General features: G+C 49.0%; 16 protein-coding genes. 12 read left to right on the plus strand and 4 right to left on the minus strand.

All coding sequences use genetic code 11. The features are described 5' to 3' along the window. Positions 1 to 279 precede the first annotated feature (279 nt). On the plus strand, positions 280 to 1,443 hold the full coding sequence (nagA, locus tag BQ8005_RS08585) for an N-acetylglucosamine-6-phosphate deacetylase (protein ID WP_021848713.1): 1,164 nt from the start codon (positions 280 to 282) through the stop codon (positions 1,441 to 1,443). Between the two features lie 40 nt (positions 1,444 to 1,483). Continuing rightward, positions 1,484 to 3,475, plus strand: coding sequence for a glucosamine-6-phosphate deaminase (locus BQ8005_RS08590; protein ID WP_075317762.1), 1,992 nt, complete (start codon positions 1,484 to 1,486; stop codon positions 3,473 to 3,475). A gap of 102 nt (positions 3,476 to 3,577) precedes the next feature. Here BQ8005_RS08590 and BQ8005_RS08595 read toward each other — a convergent pair whose 3' ends face one another. Continuing rightward, positions 3,578 to 4,462: an AraC family transcriptional regulator gene (locus BQ8005_RS08595; RefSeq protein ID WP_075319057.1), complete on the minus strand. Its 885-nt coding sequence runs from the start codon at positions 4,460 to 4,462 to the stop codon at positions 3,578 to 3,580. Between the two features lie 161 nt (positions 4,463 to 4,623). On the opposite strand from BQ8005_RS08595, the gene BQ8005_RS08600 reads away from it, so the two are divergent. The 7 genes from BQ8005_RS08600 (at position 4,624) to BQ8005_RS08625 (ending at position 13,753) form a co-directional block, all read left to right on the plus strand. Then, a complete protein-coding gene (locus tag BQ8005_RS08600) occupies positions 4,624 to 5,979 on the plus strand; it encodes a sugar porter family MFS transporter (protein ID WP_075317763.1) in 1,356 nt (451 codons plus the stop codon). Between the two features lie 140 nt (positions 5,980 to 6,119). Further along, positions 6,120 to 7,418, plus strand: a complete 1,299-nt coding sequence (locus tag BQ8005_RS17660; RefSeq protein WP_234984021.1) for a sugar-binding domain-containing protein — start codon at positions 6,120 to 6,122, stop codon at positions 7,416 to 7,418. 260 nt (positions 7,419 to 7,678) lie between these two features. Next, positions 7,679 to 8,857 carry a hypothetical protein gene (locus tag BQ8005_RS17665; protein WP_234984022.1) on the plus strand — a complete coding sequence of 393 codons (1,179 nt, stop codon included), beginning with the start codon at positions 7,679 to 7,681 and terminating at the stop codon, positions 8,855 to 8,857. A 19-nt stretch (positions 8,858 to 8,876) separates the two neighbouring features. Then, the gene (locus BQ8005_RS08610) at positions 8,877 to 11,228 is read left to right on the plus strand and encodes a beta-galactosidase (RefSeq protein WP_075317764.1); all 2,352 of its coding nucleotides are present in this window, start codon (positions 8,877 to 8,879) and stop codon (positions 11,226 to 11,228) included. A 147-nt stretch (positions 11,229 to 11,375) separates the two neighbouring features. Then, a complete protein-coding gene (locus BQ8005_RS08615; RefSeq protein ID WP_075317765.1) occupies positions 11,376 to 11,696 on the plus strand; it encodes a hypothetical protein in 321 nt (106 codons plus the stop codon). A 2-nt stretch (positions 11,697 to 11,698) separates the two neighbouring features. Next, on the plus strand, positions 11,699 to 11,911 hold the full coding sequence (locus tag BQ8005_RS08620; RefSeq protein WP_075319059.1) for a sulfurtransferase TusA family protein: 213 nt from the start codon (positions 11,699 to 11,701) through the stop codon (positions 11,909 to 11,911). A gap of 18 nt (positions 11,912 to 11,929) precedes the next feature. After that, the gene (locus BQ8005_RS08625; protein WP_075317766.1) at positions 11,930 to 13,753 is read left to right on the plus strand and encodes a YgiQ family radical SAM protein; all 1,824 of its coding nucleotides are present in this window, start codon (positions 11,930 to 11,932) and stop codon (positions 13,751 to 13,753) included. On the opposite strand, the gene BQ8005_RS08630 is transcribed toward BQ8005_RS08625, so the two are convergent. From BQ8005_RS08630 to BQ8005_RS08640, 3 genes are all read right to left on the minus strand, one after another. Further along, the gene (locus BQ8005_RS08630) at positions 13,677 to 14,288 is read right to left on the minus strand and encodes a glycoside hydrolase family protein (RefSeq protein WP_075317767.1); all 612 of its coding nucleotides are present in this window, start codon (positions 14,286 to 14,288) and stop codon (positions 13,677 to 13,679) included. The genes BQ8005_RS08625 and BQ8005_RS08630 overlap by 77 nt on opposite strands. Positions 14,289 to 14,325: 37 nt before the next feature. Then, positions 14,326 to 16,758 carry a glycoside hydrolase family 95 protein gene (locus BQ8005_RS08635; protein ID WP_083610531.1) on the minus strand — a complete coding sequence of 811 codons (2,433 nt, stop codon included), beginning with the start codon at positions 16,756 to 16,758 and terminating at the stop codon, positions 14,326 to 14,328. Positions 16,759 to 16,932: 174 nt separating this feature from the next. Next, entirely contained in the window at positions 16,933 to 17,556 is a 624-nt protein-coding gene (locus BQ8005_RS08640) for a DUF1963 domain-containing protein (protein ID WP_075317768.1), read from the minus strand. A gap of 582 nt (positions 17,557 to 18,138) precedes the next feature. On the opposite strand from BQ8005_RS08640, the gene BQ8005_RS08645 reads away from it, so the two are divergent. The 3 genes from BQ8005_RS08645 (at position 18,139) to BQ8005_RS08655 (ending at position 21,295) form a co-directional block, all read left to right on the plus strand. After that, positions 18,139 to 18,723 carry a very short patch repair endonuclease gene (locus tag BQ8005_RS08645; RefSeq protein WP_083610532.1) on the plus strand — a complete coding sequence of 195 codons (585 nt, stop codon included), beginning with the start codon at positions 18,139 to 18,141 and terminating at the stop codon, positions 18,721 to 18,723. A gap of 98 nt (positions 18,724 to 18,821) precedes the next feature. Next, entirely contained in the window at positions 18,822 to 20,126 is a 1,305-nt protein-coding gene (dcm, locus tag BQ8005_RS08650) for a DNA (cytosine-5-)-methyltransferase (protein WP_075317769.1), read from the plus strand. Continuing rightward, on the plus strand, positions 20,123 to 21,295 hold the full coding sequence (locus BQ8005_RS08655) for a type II restriction endonuclease (protein ID WP_075317770.1): 1,173 nt from the start codon (positions 20,123 to 20,125) through the stop codon (positions 21,293 to 21,295). The genes dcm and BQ8005_RS08655 overlap by 4 nt, the downstream gene beginning before the upstream one ends. Positions 21,296 to 21,389: the final 94 nt, after the last annotated feature.

The following is a 21,389-nucleotide window of genomic DNA, read 5'->3' on the forward strand; positions in this document are numbered from 1 at the left end:
GTACAATAAGCGGTTATCCAATTCTGACACAAAGAAGAATAAAGGGACAGCAAACGTTTGCATGCCATTAAACTTTACTTAACACTACCAACAGTAAATAAACCAAATCAGCCAGTATATTCTTCCTGCTTTTTTATATACAAGTACTGTTTTTTAGAGTATTTAAGACAAATACCTCCAATGAGTAGTGCATATTTAACAGAAAGTCGCTACTTTTGTAACTGGAAAATAAAATCCAATGAAAACAATTAAGAAACAATAATCTAACCCCTAAATCCTATGCTGACTCAACTCATCAATGCCCGCATCCTTACTCCACAAGGGTGGTTGAAAGATGGTTCCGTTCTGATAAGAGACGGAAAAATATTGGAAGTAACCAACTGTGACTTGGCCGTTATCGGTGCTACACTCATCGATGTCAAAGGCATGTATGTACTGCCCGGTGGTATCGAAATTCATGCCCACGGTGGTGGTGGACGTGATTTTATGGAATGTACCGAAGACGCTTTCCGCCAAGCAGTACAGACGCATATGAAATATGGTACAACCAGCATATTCCCGACAATGTCATCGTCTACAGTTCCCATGATAGAACAGGCAGCCGAAACCTGTACGAAACTGATGGCAGAACCCGACAGCCCTATTTTAGGTCTCCATCTTGAAGGACATTACTTCAATATGGCAATGGCTGGCGGACAAATACCCGAGAATATCAAAAACCCAGATCCCAACGAATATATTCCTCTGGTAGAACGCTGGTCATGTATCAAACGTTGGGATGCAGCTCCTGAACTTCCAGGTGCTATCCAATTCGGCAAATACATCTCCGGCAAAGGTATTTTGGCAGCCGTAGGCCATACACAAGCTGAATTCGAAGATATTCAAGCTGCACATGAGGCAGGATATACCCATGCAACACACTTCTATAATGCCATGCCTGGCTTCCATAAACGCCGCGAATATAAATATGAAGGTACTGTAGAAAGCATCTATCTGCTGGACGACATGACAGTAGAAGTCGTTGCCGATGGTATTCATGTACCGCCAACAATCTTGCGATTGGTATATAGAATAAAAGGTGTAGAACGTACTTGCCTGATCACAGACGCCTTGGCTTGTGCCGCCAGTGACAGCAAAGAAGCTTTCGATCCACGCGTCATCATCGAAGACGGTGTCTGCAAGTTAGCCGACCGTTCAGCTTTGGCAGGAAGTATAGCCACAATGGACCGACTGATCAGAACCGTCGTACAGAAAGCCGATATTCCATTGGCCGATGCTGTCCGTATGGTATCTGAAACTCCTGCAAAAATCATGGGTGTATACGATCGCAAGGGTTCATTGCAACGAGGAAAAGACGCAGACATTATCGTCATGGATGACAACCTGAACGTACGCGCCGTATGGGCAATGGGAAAACTTGTGCCGGATACATATACCATATAATATCCCCACTGCAATCCATTTACTTTAATACAATCAATTTATGAAGACAAATCTTAGCTCGCAAATCACCTTGAACAGAGTATCGACGAGGTACTACCGTCCGGAAAATGCCTTTGAACGCTCTGTTCTGACTCGGTTGGAAAAGATTCCTACTGACATCTACGAAACAGTGGATGAAGGCGTCGACCAAATAGCCCGCGACATCGCCCAAGTGATACGTGATAAGCAAAAAGCTGGACGTTTCTGTGTACTGGCTTTAGCTGGAGGTAACTCTCCACGCAATGTATATGCAGCTTTAGTGCGTATGCACAAAGAAGAAGGGCTGAGTTTCCGCAACGTTATTGTATTCAATCTCTACGAATACTATCCACTTGCACCCGATGCAATTAACAGCAATCTCAATGCATTAAAAGAAATGCTGCTCGACCATGTGGACATTGATAAACAAAATATTTTCAGTCCTGATGGTTCAATAGCCAAAGATACTATTTTCGAATACTGCCGCCTTTACGAGCAACGTATCGAAAGTTTCGGAGGCTTGGATATTGCCTTACTGGGTATTGGACGTGTAGGTAACATTGGGTTCAACGAACCAGGCTCCCGCCTGAACTCTACCACACGATTAATTCTGCTTGACAATGCATCACGTAACGATGCAGCCAAGATGTTTGGTAATATAGACAGTACTCCTGTAAGCTCTATTACAATGGGGGTATCTACTATATTAGCAGCCAAGAAAGTCTACCTCATTGCCTGGGGTGAAGAAAAAGCCAAGATGGTGAAAGAATGCGTAGAAGGCCCTATTACGGATACAATTCCGGCTTCTTACCTGCAAACTCACAACAATGCCCATATTGTAACAGACTTATCAGCAGCTTCGAACCTGACACGTATCCAACGTCCTTGGCTGGTAACCTCCTGCGAATGGAACGACAAGCTCATCCGCAGTGCCATCGTATGGTTGTGCCAGCTGACAGGTAAACCTATCCTGAAACTGACAAACAAGGACTACAATGAAAATGGCTTAAGCGAATTGTTGGCCCTTTATGGTTCAGCCTATAATGTGAATATAAAAATATTCAATGACCTGCAACATACCATCACTGGATGGCCAGGCGGAAAGCCAAACGCAGACGATACCTATCGCCCCGAACGTGCCCTTCCCTACCCCAAGCGTGTCATTATCTTCTCACCCCATCCTGACGACGATGTTATCTCTATGGGTGGCACGTTGCGCCGTCTGGTAGAACAAGGACACGACGTTCATGTAGCCTACGAAACAAGCGGTAATATTGCTGTTGGTGACGAAGAAGTGATCCGTTTCTTGCATTTTATCAATGGTTTCAATCAACTGTTTAATGACAGTGCAGATCAGGTCATCAATGAAAAATATGCAGAAATCCGCAAATTCCTTCGCGAAAAGAAAGATGGTGACATGGATACACGCGATATTCTCACCATTAAAGGACTTATCCGCCGCGGCGAAGCACGTACAGCCTGTACGTACAACAATATCCCGTTGGATCACTGTCATTTCCTTGACCTGCCTTTCTATGAAACAGGCAAGATTCAAAAAAATCCAATTAGCGAAGCTGATATTGAAATAGTCCGCAATCTGTTGCGCGAAGTAAAACCTCACCAGGTCTTTGTGGCTGGCGATTTAGCAGACCCCCATGGCACACATCGTGTCTGCACAGACGCTGTATTCGCTGCTATCGACTTGGAAAAGGAAGAAGGTGCTGAATGGTTAAAAGATTGCCGCATATGGATGTATCGTGGTGCTTGGGCAGAATGGGAAATTGAAAACATCGAAATGGCTGTTCCTATCAGTCCAGAAGAACTACGTGCCAAACGCAATTCTATCCTGAAACACCAAAGCCAGATGGAAAGCGCTCCATTCCTCGGCAATGACGAACGCCTCTTCTGGCAACGAAGCGAGGATCGCAATCGCGGTACCGCTAATTTGTATAACAGTCTGGGACTTGCCAGCTATGAAGCTATGGAAGCTTTCGTAGAATACATTCCACTATAAAAACAAGTAGAATAAAAATAAAAACAGGAGAATGAGAAAAGAGATTTATACTCTTGCTTTCATTCTCCTGTTTGCTATTGTCAACCAATATTTCTATACTTATTATCCCTTTTTTGACTTCCTGTATTCTTTGGGAGACATACCCATAATTTTACTGAAAAGACGCGAAAAATAAAACATATCCCCAATGCCAACCTTATAGCAAATCTGATTAATCTTCATATCTGTCGTATCCAACAAAGAACAAGCATACTGTATTTTCAACAAATTGGAATAGGCCGACGGACTATGTCCTGTCTTCTGCCTGAACATAGCTGAAAAATACGAAGGTGAATAACCTGTAAGCGCAGCAAGATCTTGCAAAGACACATGCTTTTCCATATTCTCTTTCATATAATGAATAGCACGCTCTACTGTATCCGATTCAGTTGTTCGATTACTGGCATTCCGATATTGCTGAACATAACGCAACGAACCCAGGAAATAATGAAAAAGAGAAGAAACATATAACAGGTTTTCACTGCTATATCCCGATTTTAATATCATAAACATTTCCTCAAACAATCCGATACGATCACTGATACGCGAGCTGTCACTCGGACAAAGATCCATAGGATAGACAGTATCCTTGGCATAATAAGGAGCCATCTCACCTTTAAAATGTATCCAATAAATTGTCCATGGAGTTGTTTCACTGGTTCCGTATGCATGTGGAACCCCAGCAGGAAGAATGAAATATTGATTAGCCGTAACTGTATAAGTATGTTCTCCCACACGGTACCAACCATCACCATCTATACAATATATAAATACAAACTGATTAATTGGAGCCTTTCGCTCCCTACGATGATGCAAAGCCTTCGGAAAATAGCCGATATCCGTTATATGCAACCTAGACAACAAAGGGTCTGCCTCCATCGCATCTACTATCAATTTGGGAAGTACCAATATCTGCTCCCCCTGAAATCCATCTTTCAGCTCTATCATATACCATCTGTTCAAAATCCCAGCAACAAACATACACAATGAAAATGGGAAATTCAAGCAAAAAAGTAAGATTGTACATATAAAGTATAAAACTTTCTATTTTTCAGTCTGCTGATAGTTACTAATTTTGCAAACGAAAAACATATTTTCCATCTGATCACATGAAAACGTACAACAAAGGATTCATCTACTTTATCTGCCTTGTATCAGCTATGGGCGGATTGCTATTTGGTTACGACTGGGTTGTAATCGGAGGCGCTAAGATTTTTTACGAACAATTCTTCAACATAGTCGACAATCCATCAATGCAGGGACTTGCGATGAGCATAGCCTTGGCAGGATGCCTCATTGGCGCATTAACTTCAGGAATGTTGGCTGACAAACTTGGCCGAAAGCCTCTGTTACTGCTTTCTGCTCTTATTTTTGTATTAACAGCATATGGAACAGGAGCATTCAGCAATTTCCACTATTTTCTGTTGGCACGTTTCTGTGGAGGTATCGCTATCGGTATTGCTTCAGGGCTCTCCCCTATGTATATCGCCGAGGTAGCGCCTACCCACATCCGTGGCAAACTGGTTTCACTCAACCAACTCACCATTGTCATCGGCATCCTGGCAGCACAAATTGTCAACTGGCTACTGGTCAGTGACGACACAACTTGGAATATTGAAATGGCTTGGCGTTGGATGTTTTGGTCAGCAGCATTCCCTGCACTAGCCTTTTTAGTGCTTGCCGCATTCATACCTGAAAGTCCACGCTGGCTAGCCATAACAGGGCAACGGGAACGAGCCGTAGCCACACTGACCCGTATTGGAGGTGCAAACTATGCGCAAAGCGAGCTAACAGCCTTACAAACAGATATGCAACATAAGCAAAATCAAGGCGGCCTGTCTCTGCTTTTCAGCAAACCATATCGCCGGGTTCTTTTGCTAGGCATTATCGTAGCTATGTTCCAGCAATGGTGTGGAACCAATGTCATATTCAACTACGCACAAGAAGTCTTCCAGTCGGCTGGCTACGACGTAGACAATACATTTATCAACATCGTTGTTACGGGTATTGCCAACCTGATATTTACCTTTGTAGCCATCTATACCGTTGACCGTCTGGGACGCCGTGCATTGATGTTGCTTGGCGCAGGTGGTTTGGCAGGAATTTACCTCATACTCGGCACTTGCTACTATTTCGAAGTAAGCGGCATTTTCATGGTTATCCTGGTTGTAGCTGCCATTGCCTGCTATGCCATGTCCTTAGGACCTGTCACTTGGGTATTATTATCGGAGATTTTCCCCAATAAAGTAAGAGGAATAGCTGTAGCTACAGGAACGTTCGCCTTGTGGATTGCCAGCTTTATACTGACCTACACATTCCCTTTCTTGAACAAAGCATTGGGAACAGCCGGCACTTTCTGGATATATACAGCCATCTGCGCTGCAGGATTTATATTTTTCTCTTTCCGCTTGCCTGAAACAAAAGGTAAATCGTTGGAGCAACTGGAAAAAGAAATGGTCGGCTAATATACTAAAAACGACATAACGGTCCTTACTAGACCCAATAACAATACAAACTATAACACACTCAAGCTACCATGAAAACACACTTTTTTTTATTACAATTACTATGTTTGTCATTCTACTTGTCAGCGCATGCTCAAGTAATGGATCTCTCTGGAACCTGGCGTTTTGCTGTCGATCGTAACAATGAAGGCATCTCTGCCCAATGGTATCTTCAGACACTAAACGACCAGGTTCAACTTCCAGGTTCTATGATTACCAATGGAAAAGGTGATCCTGTCAACCTGGCTACCCCCTGGGTAGGTAGTTTCAATGACCAAACTTTTTTCAAACAGGACCGTTATGCTCGTTATCGCACACCTGACAACTTCAAGATACCCTATTGGCTACAACCCGACAACTATTATGCTGGAGTAGCTTGGTATCAGCGTGACATTGAAATCCCAAAGTCGTGGAAAAAGAAGAGTATCCATCTATTCTTCGAACGCTGCCATTGGGAAAGTCGTATATGGATCGATGGTAAGGAAGTAGGAATGCAGAATGCGTTAAGCGCTCCTCAACAATACGATCTGACCAACTACCTCACTCCTGGTAAACATACCCTCTCCGTACGTGTTGACAACGCCGTACGTGACATCGATCCAGGTGAAAACTCTCACTCCATTTCCGACCATACACAAGGGAACTGGAACGGCATAGCAGGTTCCATGTATCTGGAAGCCAAAGGAAATTCTTATTACAAGCAACTTCACGTTTTCCCACAAGCCGAAAAAGGACATCTAACGATAAAGGCCAACATCTGTAACACGACTTCCAAACGACAAAAGATCGATTTGATTTTCCGCCTGAAAGATACGAAAACCACCAGAAGTTACACCATTCAACCTGGTGACAATAAACTGGAAATCAATCTTTCCATGCCAAAAGACATCAAAGTTTGGGATGAATTTAATCCCAATCTGTACACACTGACCTGTACACTCCAAAAAGGGAAAGAACAACTGGACTACCGTGAAATCACTTTTGGCTGTCGTACATGGAGCATTCAAAACGATCAATTAACCCTCAACGGACACCCTGTTTTCCTTCGTGGTACGCTGCATTGTGCTTCTTTTCCTCTGACTGGCTACCCTGCTACCGACAAGGAAGAATGGTTGCGCGAACTCCGCATTTGCAAACAATATGGTATCAACCACATCCGCTTCCATTCATGGTGCCCACCCGAAGCTGCCTTCCAAGCTGCTGACGAACTAGGAATATATTACATGATTGAATGCTCTTCATGGGCCAACCAGTCATCAGCTATCGGTGACGGGAAACCTATCGATGATTTCATCCGTCAGGAGGCTGAACGCATCGTCAATGCCTATGGCAATCATCCTTCTTTTTGCATGATGGCCTACGGTAACGAACCTCCGGCAAGCATTCCAATGATTACCTGACCCAATTTGTCAGCTACTGGAAAGAAAACGATTCACGTCGCCTTTATACTTCAGCCGCAGGCTGGCCCAACCTGCCTGTCAATGATTTCCTAAGTGATTCCAATCCACGTATCCAGCAATGGGGAGCCGGAGTCACCAGCATCATCAATGCCCAGCCACCTTCCACTACTTATGACTGGAGCGGCTATACAAACAAATTCCATCAACCATTCGTCAGCCACGAAATAGGTCAATGGTGTGCATATCCCAACTTCCGCGAAATGCAAAAATACACAGGTGTCTACAAGGCGCGTAACTTCGAAATATTCCAAGAAAGGCTCAAAGAAAACGGCCTCATCCAACTGGCCGACAGCTTCCTCCTGGCATCAGGCAAGCTACAGACACTCTGCTATAAAGCAGACATCGAAGCCGCATTGCGAACTCCAGGCTTTGGAGGTTTTCAGTTACTTGGATTGAACGACTTCCCTGGACAAGGTACAGCACTCGTTGGTAGCCTTGATGTCTTTTGGGAAGAAAAAGGTTATGTCACCGCTAAGGAATACAGCCGTTTCTGCAACAGCCTTGTACCATTAGCACGCATACCCAAGTTAGTACTCGACAATGATGAAAATTTCGATGCAACTATTGAAGTAGCCAATTTCTACCGCCCACTACAACACCCGCAAGCAATATGGACCATTCGCAATGTTTCTGGCAAGACACTTGCTCAAGGTTCTTTCAATATTGAACAGTTGGATTTGGGTAATTGCCAACCTTTAGGCCATATCACCTTTGACTTGGCTTCCATTCACAAAGCCTGCCAACTGAAATTGGAGGTCACTGTTGACGGACGCAGTAATGACTGGGATTTTTGGGTCTACCCATCCCAAAAACAAGTATGGGATGATTCCCTGCTCCTAACCGATACTTTGGATCAAAAGACACTGGAATGTCTCCAAAACGGCGGAAAAGTATTGCTTTCACTGAAGAAAGGAAGCCTTAGCAAAGAAATGGGGGGTGATGTAGCTGTCGGATTCTCCAGCATCTTTTGGAATACGGCATGGACCAACGGACAAGCTCCCCATACGTTAGGCATCTTATGCAACCCGTCACATCCTGCTCTCAAATATTTTCCTACCGAATATTATAGCAATTACCAATGGTGGGATGCTATGAGTCATTCAAATGCCATCCACCTAAGCAAACTGTCGAAAGACATCCATCCGCTGGTACGTGTCATTGACGACTGGGTGACCAACCGTTCGTTAGGTCTGCTTTTCGAAGTAAAAGTGGGCAACGGCAAACTACTCGTATCGGGTATTGATTTCCATCAAAACATGGACAAGCGCCCCGCCGCACGCCAATTGCTCTACAGTCTGAAACAATACATGCTGAGCGAGGATTTCCAACCCTCAGTATCTTTGCAACCAGCATCCATTCATCAACTAACCCAACGATAAAAGACAAAGCTCCATTCATATGAAGAATCACCTTTCAATGGTAGCAGCCTTGTGCCTATTGTGTACAGGTGCTGCTGCCCAGCATATATACAATTTAAATGCCCCTGCGCAAGAGAAAACTATCTATACTGGCCATTTGAAATTGGGTGGAACCTCGCCCGATGGCGGACGTATCGAAGTGAACAGCTATTACATGTCACAAAACGGTATCCCCACCATTCCTGTTATGGGTGAATTCCACTATTGCCGTTATCCACGTGAGCAATGGGAAGAAGCCATACTGAAAATGAAGGCCGGTGGTCTGACCGTCATCCCCACCTACATTTTCTGGAATATCCATGAAGAACGTGAAGGTATCTTCGATTGGAGTGACAACCGTGACGTGCGGGCTTTCGTGCAACTCTGCCAAAAACATGGTATGAAGGTCTTGGTACGCATCGGTCCATTCTGTCATGGCGAGATACGCAACGGCGGATTGCCCGACTGGCTGTTTGCACGCCCCGTCGAAGTGCGCACCGACGATCCCAACTACCTGAAATACGTTACACGTCTCTACAAGGAAATTGCAACCCAACTCAAAGGTTTGTATTATAAAGATGGAGGCCCCATCATCGGTACCCAAATAGAGAACGAACTGCAACATTCGGCCGCACCATGGGCCATCTTCTATCAAGACGAACCTGTCGACCGCACTGCTGCATCTTATGATGCTTCGACGGTCTTGCCTGGTGTAGGTGTACAAACCCAGCAGATCAGCCGTGAAGAGCAAGGCAACCGTCACATGAAAACCCTGAAACGCATAGCCGAAGAAGCAGGTATCCTCACACCGCTCTACACAGCTACCGGATGGGGGATGGCAGCCGTCATCGGCAACGAAGCAATCCCCGTAACCGCTGCCTATACTTATCCGACCTGGACGCCTGCCGACCGCAAATCCCCCTTCTGCCTGTTCAAGGATATCCAGCGTAACCCCGACTACTCCCCCGTACGCTACGATGGCGAAAAATATCCGTCATTCTGCGCCGAAATGGGTGTAGGCATCCAGATGACTTATCCACGCCGTTGCATCGTCAAAGATGCGGCCGCCGAAGCTTTGATGGTACGCACCTTGGGCAGTGGAGCCAATGGCATCGGTTACTACATGTATCACGGCGGAATGACTCCCAAGCAACAAGGAGGTGTAGGCTTCTTCAGTGAAGAGCCCGGCTGTCCCAAGATTTCTTACGATTTCCAAGCACCTGTAGGCGAGTCTGGCCAAGTACGCGATTCCTATCGCTACCTTCGTCTACTCCATCTCTTTGTCAATGCATTCGGCAGCCGTCTGGCCCCCATGGAAACCGTTCTGCCCGAAGGCTACGAGCGCATCACCCCTGACGACCGCGAGACATTACGATTTGCCACCCGTATGAAAGAAGGAGCAGGATTTGTCTTCATGACCAATTTCCAGGATCACGACACCGCCCGCATCGACCAGGAAGGCCTGCAACTGCAACTGAACCTGAACGACGAAGTGCTGCGCATTCCCGCCCAAGGTACTTTCACATTAAAGAAAGACGTCAGCGCCATCCTGCCGTTCAACTTTGCTATCGAAGACGCCCTGCTGAAATATGCAACGGCTCAACCACTGACACTGATCGAAGATAAGGGGCATCCACACTATATCTTCTTTGCCCCCGAAGGTATCGCTCCCGAATACTACTTCGACCCGTCTACACTAAAATCAGGACGTAACCGCTATCGCCCCCAGCCAGGCACCCAAAGCACCTTCCACATCACTACCCGTTCGGGCAAGAAAGTCTATATCACCACCCTGACCCGCCAGCAGGCCATGCACACGTCACTTCTCGACGGCCGCATCCTCATCACACAAGCAACAGTTCTACCCCATGCTGACGGCTTTACCCTGTTGAGCCTGGGCAAGAACAAGATGGACTATATACTCTATCCTTCGCACGACGGATGGAAACCACAACATGTCGAAGTGGACAGCGTCAACGTGCCGGCAGAAAGCCGCGCCATAGGCGGACGGAGACTGGCCGTACGTATCCAACAGCCCGAAAAGCCTCAAGTCAATGAATACTTTCTAAAGATCAACTACGTGGCCGACGTAGCCATGGCGTTCATCAATGGCACAATGGTACTCGACCAGTTCTATCATGGAGCACCATGGCTCATCGGACTAAAGCGGTTCAGTCAACCCTTGCAAGCAACCGGAGAAATGAACTTCTACTTCCGCCCCTTGTCGAAGAACGCATCGTTCCTCAACGACTTGCCACCATCGGCCCGACCCGATTTCAGCCAGCAAAACAAATTACTCCACATCGACCGAATAGAAATTATACCAGAATATAAAGTCCGTATCAGATACTAAAAACGAGTAATGCTGCTCCCTGTCTCCAACAGTAAGCAGCATTCTTTTTTTGTAAGAAAATCGTCCCCATATAGCAGAATATATCACGAAAACACTATCTTTGCTGCAATCGAAGTATAAATTATCAACCTTTAAACTTAAAAAGACATGTACACCATACAAGCCAATACAAGCGGCACACGCAGCATCGAAGTGTCGGACGAACACCTCGCCACCATCCAGAAATACGGACTGTTCCAGCATCTGATAGACAGCAACGGCATCGTGGACGAAACGGTGCTCGACAAGCTGAAGCTGAACATCCGTTCACTGATTGCCGCACAAGTAGAAGACAGCAAAGACCTGCTGGACCTCTGCATCGACGTCATCTACCACAACAACATGAAGGCTTTCGGACTCCAGCAACTCATCAGGCTCTACCTGCAATGGCTGCCCGAACATTGCCCAGAAGAAGAGGAAGAAGAATGAACATGAAAACCATTAACACGTGCGGCACATCGCACTACAGCCCACTCATTCCCGCCATCAAGGCTTTGTGTGAAGCCCCCTCTGGCGAGACGCTGGAGATTGTCATGGACAATGCCTCCGCCTTCAACGACCTGAAGGAATACCTGGCCGAACAGCACATCGGTTTCCGCGAAATCTACGACGGCGAGCAGATGACCGTGCAATTTACAAAATAAGGTCGTATCTTTGTGCCCATGAAAGAATACAGACTGACAGATTGGTTGCCCACGACCAAAAAAGAAGTGGAACTCCGCGGGTGGGACGAACTGGACGTAATTATCTTCAGCGGCGATGCCTATGTGGATCATCCCTCGTTCGGCGCCGCCGTCATCGGACGCATACTGGAGGCGGAAGGGCTGCGTGTGGCCATCGTCCCCCAACCCAACTGGCGCGACGACCTGCGAGACTTCAAGAAGTTGGGTCGTCCGCGCCTGTTCTTCGGCGTATCGGCCGGTTGCATGGACTCCATGGTGAACAAATACACCGCCAACAAACGCCTGCGCAGCGACGATGCCTATACGCCCGACGCGCGCCCCGACATGCGCCCCGAATACCCCTCCATCGTCTATACGCAAATCCTGAAACGACTCTTCCCCGACGTGCCCGTCTTCTTGGGAGGCATCGAGGCCAGTATGCGACGCCTGACGCACTACGACTATTGGCAAGACCGTGTGCGCCCCAGCATCCTGGTGGATAGCGGAGCCGACCTGCTCATCTATGGCATGGGTGAGAAGCCCATTGTCGAACTGACCCGCCGCTTGATGGAGGGACGCCCGCTGGACGACGTTCCCCAGACCGCCTACCTTGCCCGCGAAGTCAGCCCTGTGGAGGGCGACATCACCCTCTACTCCCACGAAGAATGCCTGAAGGACAAGAAGAAGGAGGCCGCCAATTTCCGCCACATCGAGGAAGAAAGCAACAAGTATGCCGCCGCGCGCATCCTGCAAAAGGTAGGCAAGCAATTGGTGGTAGTCAATCCGCCCTACCCGCCCCTGACAACCGAGGAGCTCGACCATTCGTTCGACCTGCCCTACACGCGCCTGCCCCATCCCAAGTACAAAGGCAAGCGCATCCCCGCCTACGACATGATCAAGCACTCTGTCAACATCCACCGCGGATGCTTCGGCGGATGCGCCTTCTGCACCATCTCCGCCCATCAGGGAAAGTTCATCATGAGCCGAAGCAAGGAGAGCATCCTACGTGAGGTGAAGGCTGTCATGGAGCTGCCCGACTTCAAGGGCTACTTGAGCGACCTGGGCGGACCCAGCGCCAACATGTACCGCATGCAGGGCACCAACCTCGACCTGTGCAAGAAGTGCAAGCGGCCTTCGTGCATCCATCCCAAGGTGTGTCCCAACTTGAATACCGACCACCGCCCTCTGCTCGACATCTACCACGCCGTCGATGCCCTGCCCGGTATCAAGAAGTCGTTCATCGGCAGCGGAGTGCGCTACGACCTCCTGCTCCATGAGAGCAAGGATCCGAAGGTGAACCAAAGCACCCGCGAATACACCCGCGAACTCATCGCCCGCCACGTCAGCGGACGCCTGAAGGTGGCGCCCGAGCACACCAGCGACCGTGTGTTGAACGTCATGCGCAAGCCGCCATTCGCCCAGTTCGAGACGTTCAAAAAGATTTTCGACCGCATCAACCAGGAGGAGGGCCTGCGCCAGCAGCTCATCCCCTACTTCATCTCCAGCCACCCCGGTTGCCATGAGGAAGACATGGCCGAACTGGCCGTCATCACCAAGCGGCTCGATTTCCACCTGGAGCAGGTGCAGGACTTCACGCCCACACCCATGACCGTCAGCACGGAGGCGTGGTACACAGGTTACCATCCCTACACCCTCGAACCTGTGTTCAGCGCCAAGACGCAACGCGAGAAGCTGGCTCAGCGCCAGTTCTTCTTTTGGTACAAGCCCGAGGAGCGTCGCAACATCGTCAACGAGCTGCGCCGCATCGGTCGCTCCGACCTGATCGACAAGCTGTACGGCGGCAACAGAGGGGGCAGAAAATAAATTCAGGATACTCTTCCACGGCCTCGGGCACGGCATCGAGCCGCCACAGGGGCACGTAGGCCATCCCCTTCGTTGCCCTGCCCGGATAGCGTATCTCCACATCCTCTATCACCACATTCTCCACCTGCGAGCCAGGGATGCCCGTGACGGACGAAGGTATCGGATTGTGGAAGAAAGTCACCGCCGGTCCCCGAAGGTCATAATCCTCATCCGGCCGTCCGAAAGGTACCTCCACCTTCATCTGGCCGATATAAATGTTGCGCAGGTAGCCGGGTTTCTCGCCCGCACGGTGTCCCAAGCGGATGAAGAGCGGATTGCCCGTATTCCTTGCCTGTACACGTGTCACCCGCACGTTTTCCAACCCGCCGCCATCCACCGTCTCGATGGCAATGGCCGAGCGGAAGGTGTCATACACCTCGATGTTGTCGATGGTCACGTTGCGGAAACCTCCGTGCGAAGCCGACAATGCCACGACACACGACACAAGCATCAAGCAAACCGTCGTCCGCCAACCTTTCCACGCATTCCTTTCCATACGCAAAACCTAAAACCTAATACTTAATACCTAAAACCTAATCCTCCATTTCCCAGCTCTCGCCCGCCTTCAAACTGATGCGCTTCTTCTGTCCGTTGAAGCAGAGCTGTGTCTTGCCGTCGGCGCGGGCGGTGATGCGCAGGTCGGTCACGCGGCCGTCCTTCCACGTCATGTCCACCACGAAGCCACCGCGGGCGCAGATACCCTCCACGCGGCCGTCCTTCCACGCCTCAGGCAGGGCGGGCAGCAAGCTGATGGAGCTCTCGGTAGATTGCATCAGCATCTCGATGACGCCTGCACAACCGCCAAAGTTTCCGTCGATCTGGAAGGGCGAATGGGCGTCCAGCAGATTGGGATACGTACCGCCTCCGCGTCGGGCGTCCTCCCCTTTGTAGCCGTCGGGGCTCACCAGGCGGAGCAGGCGGCGATAGATGTGGTAGGCGTTCTTGCCGTCGTGCAGGCGGGCATAGAGATTGACGCGCCAACCCGTGCTCCATCCCGTCGTGTTGTCACCCTTGATTTCCAGCGTGCGGGCGCATGCCTTGGCCAGGTCGGGCGTGGCCGCTACAGAGAGGTGATGACCCGGATAGAGGCCGAACAGATGCGACTGATGGCGGTGTTGCGGATCCTGATCCTTCCAGTCGTGATACCACTCCTGCAGGTTGCCGTCGGCTCCCACGCGATAGGGCAAAAGGCGGGTCAGCGTCCGCTCCACCTGCTTCTGGAAGTCCTTGTCGGTCTTCAGCGCGGCGGCGGCCTTGGCGGCGTCCATCAGGCATTCGCGCGTCATGGCCAGGTCGGACGTACAGCCGTAGGAGGTGGCGCCCACATAGCCGTCGGGCGTCACGAACTTGTTCTCGGGCGAGGTGCCGGGCGAGGTCATCAGCTTGCCGTCCTTCTCCACGAGCCAGCCGAGGCAGAACTCTGCCGCCCCCTTCAGGACAGGGTAATATTGCTTGAGGAACTCCTTGTCGCGCGTGAACTGGTAGCGCTCCCAGATGTGGGTAGAGAGCCATGCGCCGCCCATCGTCCAGCAAGCCCACGAGGGGTCGCCCACGTTCAGGCCCACGGGGCAGGTCATGGCCCAGATGTCCGTGTTCTGCCCCAGACACCAGCCCTTGTCCACGCCATAGTAAGCCTTGGCCGTCTCTGCACCCGTGCGGCTCAGGTTGGCGATGAAGTCCATCAGCGGGCGGTGCATTTCGCTCAGGTTGGCCGTCTCCGCCGCCCAATAGTTTTCCTCCAGGTTGATGTTCGTAGTGTAGTTGCAGCTCCAGGGCGGCAGGATGCGTTCGTTCCACAGGCCCTGCAGGTTGGCGGGCACGCCCGGCGTGCGCGAGCTCGAGATGAGCAGGTAGCGTCCGAACTGGAAGTAGAGCGCTTCGAGCGCGGGGTTTGCCTGCTGCTTGTCCGTGTAGAGCTTCAGCTGCTCGTCGGTGGGCAGGGCCGCTATTTCGGGTGCCGTCTGCCCCAAGTCCAGCTTCACGCGGTCGAAGTAGTGCTTGTAGTCGGCCACGTGCGCCGCCCTCAGCTCGTCGTAGGTCTTGGCCGCCGCACGCTCCATGCGCCGCTCCACCAATCCGCGGTAGTCGCGTCCCTCGCGGGCAGGGTCCTTGTCGAAGCCGTTGAAACTCGTCACGTTGGCCACCAGCACCAGCGCCTCGCGTGCGCCCTCAATCTTCAGTTCACCCGAGGGGAAACTCTTCACGCTACCGCCCTGCGTCAGCACCCTGACCAGCGTGCGGAAGCGTGTCCCCCGTTCGGGGTCGTACAGATGTTTCTCCTTGACGCCTTTGTAATAAGACGGATAGGAATGATAGGCCGCATAACCTTCGACGGCCATCTCGTTGCCGGCGGCCGACGTGGCATGAGGCAGTTGCGAGCTGAACGAGAGCAGAGCCCTGATACCCTTCTCGCCTGCCGAGGTCAGGCGCAACACAATCACCGAGTCGGGCGCCGAAGCAAAGTAGTCGCACGCCTGCGCCTTGCCTCCACGGAGGTACTGCGTCCGTGCGGTGGCGTTGCCGATGTCCAGCGAGCGGCGGTAGGCGGTTATCTCGGCCGGCTCGTCCAGATAGGTGACGGTCAGTTGCCCCAAGGGCTGGTAGTTCTCGCTATAGTGTCCCTGCACCTTGCGCTGTTCGCGGTCGGCTCCGCGGTAGTCCTCGTTGTCCAGCAACTCGCGGATGACGGGGATGGACCGATGGGCGTCGGGCGTGGTCACCTTGCGGTCGGGCTCGCCCGTCCAGAGGGTCAGGTCGTTCAGCGAGAGCACGTCGCGTTGCGTGCCGCCATAGACGATGGCCCCCATCGTGCCGTTGCCTATCACCAGCGCCTCCTCAAAGTATTCCGCCGGTCGGTTGTAGTGTAACACCAGATTGTCGTTTTGCGCCGATGCCGCGCCTGCATACAGACATCCGCACGCCAGCGCCAACGCCTGTACGGACTTTCTCAAAAGTGTATTTTTCATCGTTTCTGATAAGATAAAAATTTTTCTGTTTATGTTGTCTCACACCGCACTTGTCCAACCCTAGGAAAGTTTGTCCGAAGTCGGCTTACAAATGTAGTGAAAATCTGCCGATGCGCCCAACAATCGGGCCGATAAATCTCCCCGCCAGAGAAGAGCTCCGCCTTTGCCATCCGTTCAGTAGAAGAACAACGCCCCTTCCACCCTGTCCCAGCAGCGTGCTCGGAGGTTCTCTTTGGAGAGGAGGAAGTAATACATGCCGCAATCGTAGAAGCGCAGCCCCCAGCGGTCGTCCTCGTCTATCTGGAGCAGCGACAGGCAGCCCGGATGCTCTCCTTCCACCTCCTCCTGATAGGGCAGGCCCAGCAGGCGGTGTCCGTCGCCCCTGGCCTCGCCCGCCACGCCGAAGTCCATCGCCTCGGCAGGGCGGAACACGCTCTCGTCCGTGTCCTCCCAGCGCAGGTCGTAGGGCTCCAACCCCTCCTCCCGCTCGTCGTAAATCACCACAGGCCTTGTGTGATAGTCGAGCGGCGACTCGTGTTCCCCCAGGAAATAATCCAGCGGCGCAAAGAAGTAGAGCATCCCCCTGTGGGGCAGCAGGTTCTCGCCGTCCAGCGGCGCCAGGTCGGCGCAACGTATCTGGCAGACGAAGGTCAGCGGCTCGTCGTAGTGCCTGCCCTCGCCGTCGTCCACGGCCACGCAGGGATATGCCACGTCCTTCGGCAGGTCGGGTGCGCCCCACCAGTGGCTCCTGCCCGTCAGGTCGCCCTGCGTTTCAACGGTCGTAATCAGAAAAGCCATATCCTTTCTATCTCGTTTTGGTCATTGTTTTCCCTAATCGAACATCACCCTCGGGTTCATCGCCTGCGGGCTTCTCCATTGCATCCACCCCAGCAAGGCCGCCAGCCGTTTGATTACACGTTTTCTGTCCATTTGTCTTTTCGATTTGCGGGGTTCTGTGGCAAATTTAAGAAAAAGGGGAAATATGTGCCACCCTTCCACCCTAAAAATCAACTTTTTTATATATGACAATAACGTCCCTAACTGTTAAGTTAATTCACATTAACAGTCACTCTCCCCCGCGCGCGCGTAAGGAAGTTGTATAGATAGGTGGCAGGGTGGCACATCCCCATTCCAAACTGCCTACATTAGCGGCGTAACTATGGACTTTGGCAGGCTAACTATGGACTCTGGCGAGCTAACTATGGACTTTGGCAACGCAAACAGCCTGTCTGCACGATGCGGACAATCTGTCCGGAGGATATATACAAGCTGCAGGCAGGATGCAGATGTTCTGTCCGAACACCTCATTTTTCATCAGCCGGAGCTGAAAGATGAAGAATTTTCGTTAAGTTTGCATGCTGTTGAGAACCTTGTTATCGCATGGCAGACAAACTTACACCCGAACAGCGGCACAAGTGCATGTCCAGCATCCGCAGCCGCAACACCAAGCCCGAAGTTTTGGTGCGTAGGTTCCTGTTTGCCAATGGGCTGCGTTTTCGCATCAACGTCCGCCGCCTGCCCGGCACGCCCGACATCGTGCTGCGCAAGTATCGCACCGTCATCTTCGTAAACGGCTGCTTCTGGCACGGCCATGAAGGCTGCCGCTACTTCGTCCTTCCCAAAACCCGTACCGACTTCTGGCAAGCCAAGATCGAGCGCAACCGCGAGCGCGACCTTGCCGAACGCCTCCAGCTCCGCCGTATGGGTTGGCACGTCATCCAGGTGTGGGAGTGCCAGCTCAAGCCCAAGAACCGCGAACTGACCTTAAAAAGTATCGTCCACACCCTGAACCAAATTTTCCTACAGGATTATTCCATCCGTCAAGCCAAGCCTTATACAGAGCAGGAAGAAGGCAGCGGCATGGGGATGGCTGCGGAAGCGGAAAGTGAATACTGCTACCAAACAACCACACCCAATAAAACAAATACAAAAAAGGATATTACTGACAAATATGAAACCTTATAAATGGTCAGAATGAAATATCGAGATATTTATAATTTCGCCATTCGATATTCTCAATAAAAAAATGTATTTTTGCAAGCATTAATTGACTAATAAATTGAATGATAGAAACAAAGACAAATATACAAAATATCAAACTCGTTGATTTCCCGGAGGAAATTGATGAGCAAAACGGTATAAAATTGTACGGAGAAATCAGTTGGGAGAATCAGCTTGCCGTGCTTAGCCATTATTTGCATAACAACGGTAATATCGAAGATAATGATTATAGAAAGGAAGTGATAAATGCAATTCGTGAGTTCTTGGAGCGAAAAAAAGAGATCAAGAACGAGGAAATAACAGAAGAATATGCAACAAAGGTGGCAGAAGATCCTATTGCTTATGATTTGTTTGCTGATTTTTTCAATGTGCCGTTTCCCGACCCGGGAGAACCTAAATTTACTTTTATAGATTTATTTGCCGGCATGGGTGGCTTCCGTTTAGCCATGCAAGCTCAGGGTGGCAAGTGCGTTTTTTCCTCAGAATGGAACAAATACGCCCAAAAAACCTACATGGCAAACTTTGGAGAAATGCCTTTTGGGGATATTACAAAAGATGTAACCAAAAGTTTTATTCCCCAAGAATTCGATGTGCTCTGTGCAGGTTTTCCTTGTCAACCATTTTCCATTGCAGGCGTTTCAAAGAAAAAAAGCCTCGGACGCGAAACTGGGTTCAAGGACAAAACGCAAGGCACTTTGTTTTTCGATGTAGCTGATATTATCAGTCGCCATCGTCCTAAAGCGTTTTTTTTGGAAAACGTGAAAAATCTAATGTCACATGACAAAGGCAATACGTTTAAAGTCATAAAAGGTACATTGGAAGAATTACGCTATTCGATTCATTATCTCGTGATGGATGGGCAAACTTACGTGCCCCAGCATAGGGAACGTATCATGATAGTAGGCTTTAATCGTGATATTTTTCATGGAGAAGAACAATTTACTTTTCCTAAACAAGAACAGGCTACTCGAAGTATTAAAGATATACTTGACCCAAACATTGATGAAAAATATACGTTGAGTGACAAATTATGGAACTACTTACAAAACTATGCCGAAAAGCACCGTGCGAAAGGCAACGGCTTTGGTTATGGATTGACGGATCTCAATGGTATTTCAAGAACACTTAGCGCACGGTATTACAAAGATGGTTCAGAAATTCTGATACCACAAGGTGAAGGTAAGAACCCTCGCAAACTTTCACCCCGTGAATGTGCTCGATTGATGGGATATCCTGATAAATATCGCCTCAACCAAGTTTCTGACGTGCAAGCTTACAGACAATGTGGAAATTCTGTTGTCGTGCCTCTTATCACTGCTGTTTCTGAACAATTAGTAAAAACTATGTTAACCGACAATAATATATGAGCGAAATATTAAATAGTGCAATAAATAAAGTACAAAACGCCCAATACGCATTTTGTCGCTTTATTACTGCTAACGATACCGGTAAAAACGGTTCGCATCAAGCAGGTTTTTACATACCAAAATGCGCAGCCGCACTTTTATTTGACACTCCGGGAGTGAAGGGTGAAAATAAAGATAAAATGGTAAAAGTAAAATGGCAAGACAAATTCACCACAGACAGCCGTTTTATTTATTACGGGCAGGGAACACGTAATGAATACCGAATTACCCGATTCGGGAAATGCTTTCCTTTCTTTGAAGAAGATAATGTGGGGGATTTACTCATCATTGCCAAACAAAGTGAAGATTATTATGATGGTTTTGTATTACAATCCGACCAAGACATAGATGATTTCTTCGCTTTCTTTAATTTATCACCGGAAATGACCAATCAATTGATTGACATTTCTCAAGCAATAACTCCTGAAAAGCAACTGGAAACGAGCATTCAAAAACTCATTTCTCTAAACACTGATTTTCCTGAAACAAATCAAATGGCAAAGTTTGCCAGAGAAATTTACAATGAAGCCCATCAAATTACAGATAATGACATTTGTAAATCTCCTGACAAGCAATTGTTGAAGTGGATTGATACGGAATATACTCTATTTCGCAATTTTGAGGAAAAAATATATGCTCCTATTTATAGCACACCATTTCCAAGCTGTCAAGAATTAGTTAAATTTTCCAACATCATCCTCAACCGTCGTAAATCCCGTGCAGGGAAGTCCTTGGAACATCATCTTGCCACCATTTTTACAGCTGCAAAATTAAAATACGAAGAACAAGCTGTAACAGAAGACAATAAGAAACCTGATTTCTTGTTTCCTGGCGGAGAAGCGTACCACAATCTCTTATTTCCGGCAGACAAACTGGTTTTCTTAGGGGCCAAGACAACTTGTAAAGATCGTTGGCGTCAAGTTTTGAATGAGGCAGACCGTATTGAAACTAAATATCTGTTCACTTTGCAACAAGGTATTTCCAAAAATCAATTGAGAGAGATGAAACATAATCACTTGAAATTGGTTGTACCGGCTCCTTATCTAAGTTCGTTTGATAAGGAGTTCCAAGCTGAAATAGAAACATTGTCATCATTTATAAACATAGTAAAGATAAAACAGCAAAGTTAAAACTTTTCTTTATCATTGAACCACTTGGCGAAATTATACTCGCAAAAAGTTCTGTAACAAGAGTAATCAAGTGTCCATTTTTTCTTTTCATTCG

Origin of the sequence: Bacteroides togonis (assembly GCF_900130135.1) — a bacterium.
Classification (GTDB): domain Bacteria; phylum Bacteroidota; class Bacteroidia; order Bacteroidales; family Bacteroidaceae; genus Bacteroides; species Bacteroides pullorum.

What these genes read in the sequence shown, in the direction of transcription:
- nagA (WP_021848713.1), top strand. Translation starts at nt 280, where the DNA reads ATGCTGACTCAACTCATCAATGCCCGCATCCTTACTCCACAAGGGTGG.
- BQ8005_RS08590 (WP_075317762.1), top strand. Translation starts at nt 1,484, where the DNA reads ATGAAGACAAATCTTAGCTCGCAAATCACCTTGAACAGAGTATCGACG.
- BQ8005_RS08595 (WP_075319057.1), bottom strand. Translation starts at nt 4,462, where the DNA reads ATGATAGAGCTGAAAGATGGATTTCAGGGGGAGCAGATATTGGTACTT.
- BQ8005_RS08600 (WP_075317763.1), top strand. Translation starts at nt 4,624, where the DNA reads ATGAAAACGTACAACAAAGGATTCATCTACTTTATCTGCCTTGTATCA.
- BQ8005_RS17660 (WP_234984021.1), top strand. Translation starts at nt 6,120, where the DNA reads ATGGATCTCTCTGGAACCTGGCGTTTTGCTGTCGATCGTAACAATGAA.
- BQ8005_RS17665 (WP_234984022.1), top strand. Translation starts at nt 7,679, where the DNA reads ATGCAAAAATACACAGGTGTCTACAAGGCGCGTAACTTCGAAATATTC.
- BQ8005_RS08610 (WP_075317764.1), top strand. Translation starts at nt 8,877, where the DNA reads ATGAAGAATCACCTTTCAATGGTAGCAGCCTTGTGCCTATTGTGTACA.
- BQ8005_RS08615 (WP_075317765.1), top strand. Translation starts at nt 11,376, where the DNA reads ATGTACACCATACAAGCCAATACAAGCGGCACACGCAGCATCGAAGTG.
- BQ8005_RS08620 (WP_075319059.1), top strand. Translation starts at nt 11,699, where the DNA reads ATGAAAACCATTAACACGTGCGGCACATCGCACTACAGCCCACTCATT.
- BQ8005_RS08625 (WP_075317766.1), top strand. Translation starts at nt 11,930, where the DNA reads ATGAAAGAATACAGACTGACAGATTGGTTGCCCACGACCAAAAAAGAA.
- BQ8005_RS08630 (WP_075317767.1), bottom strand. Translation starts at nt 14,288, where the DNA reads ATGGAAAGGAATGCGTGGAAAGGTTGGCGGACGACGGTTTGCTTGATG.
- BQ8005_RS08635 (WP_083610531.1), bottom strand. Translation starts at nt 16,758, where the DNA reads ATGAAAAATACACTTTTGAGAAAGTCCGTACAGGCGTTGGCGCTGGCG.
- BQ8005_RS08640 (WP_075317768.1), bottom strand. Translation starts at nt 17,556, where the DNA reads ATGGCTTTTCTGATTACGACCGTTGAAACGCAGGGCGACCTGACGGGC.
- BQ8005_RS08645 (WP_083610532.1), top strand. Translation starts at nt 18,139, where the DNA reads ATGGCAGACAAACTTACACCCGAACAGCGGCACAAGTGCATGTCCAGC.
- dcm (WP_075317769.1), top strand. Translation starts at nt 18,822, where the DNA reads ATGATAGAAACAAAGACAAATATACAAAATATCAAACTCGTTGATTTC.
- BQ8005_RS08655 (WP_075317770.1), top strand. Translation starts at nt 20,123, where the DNA reads ATGAGCGAAATATTAAATAGTGCAATAAATAAAGTACAAAACGCCCAA.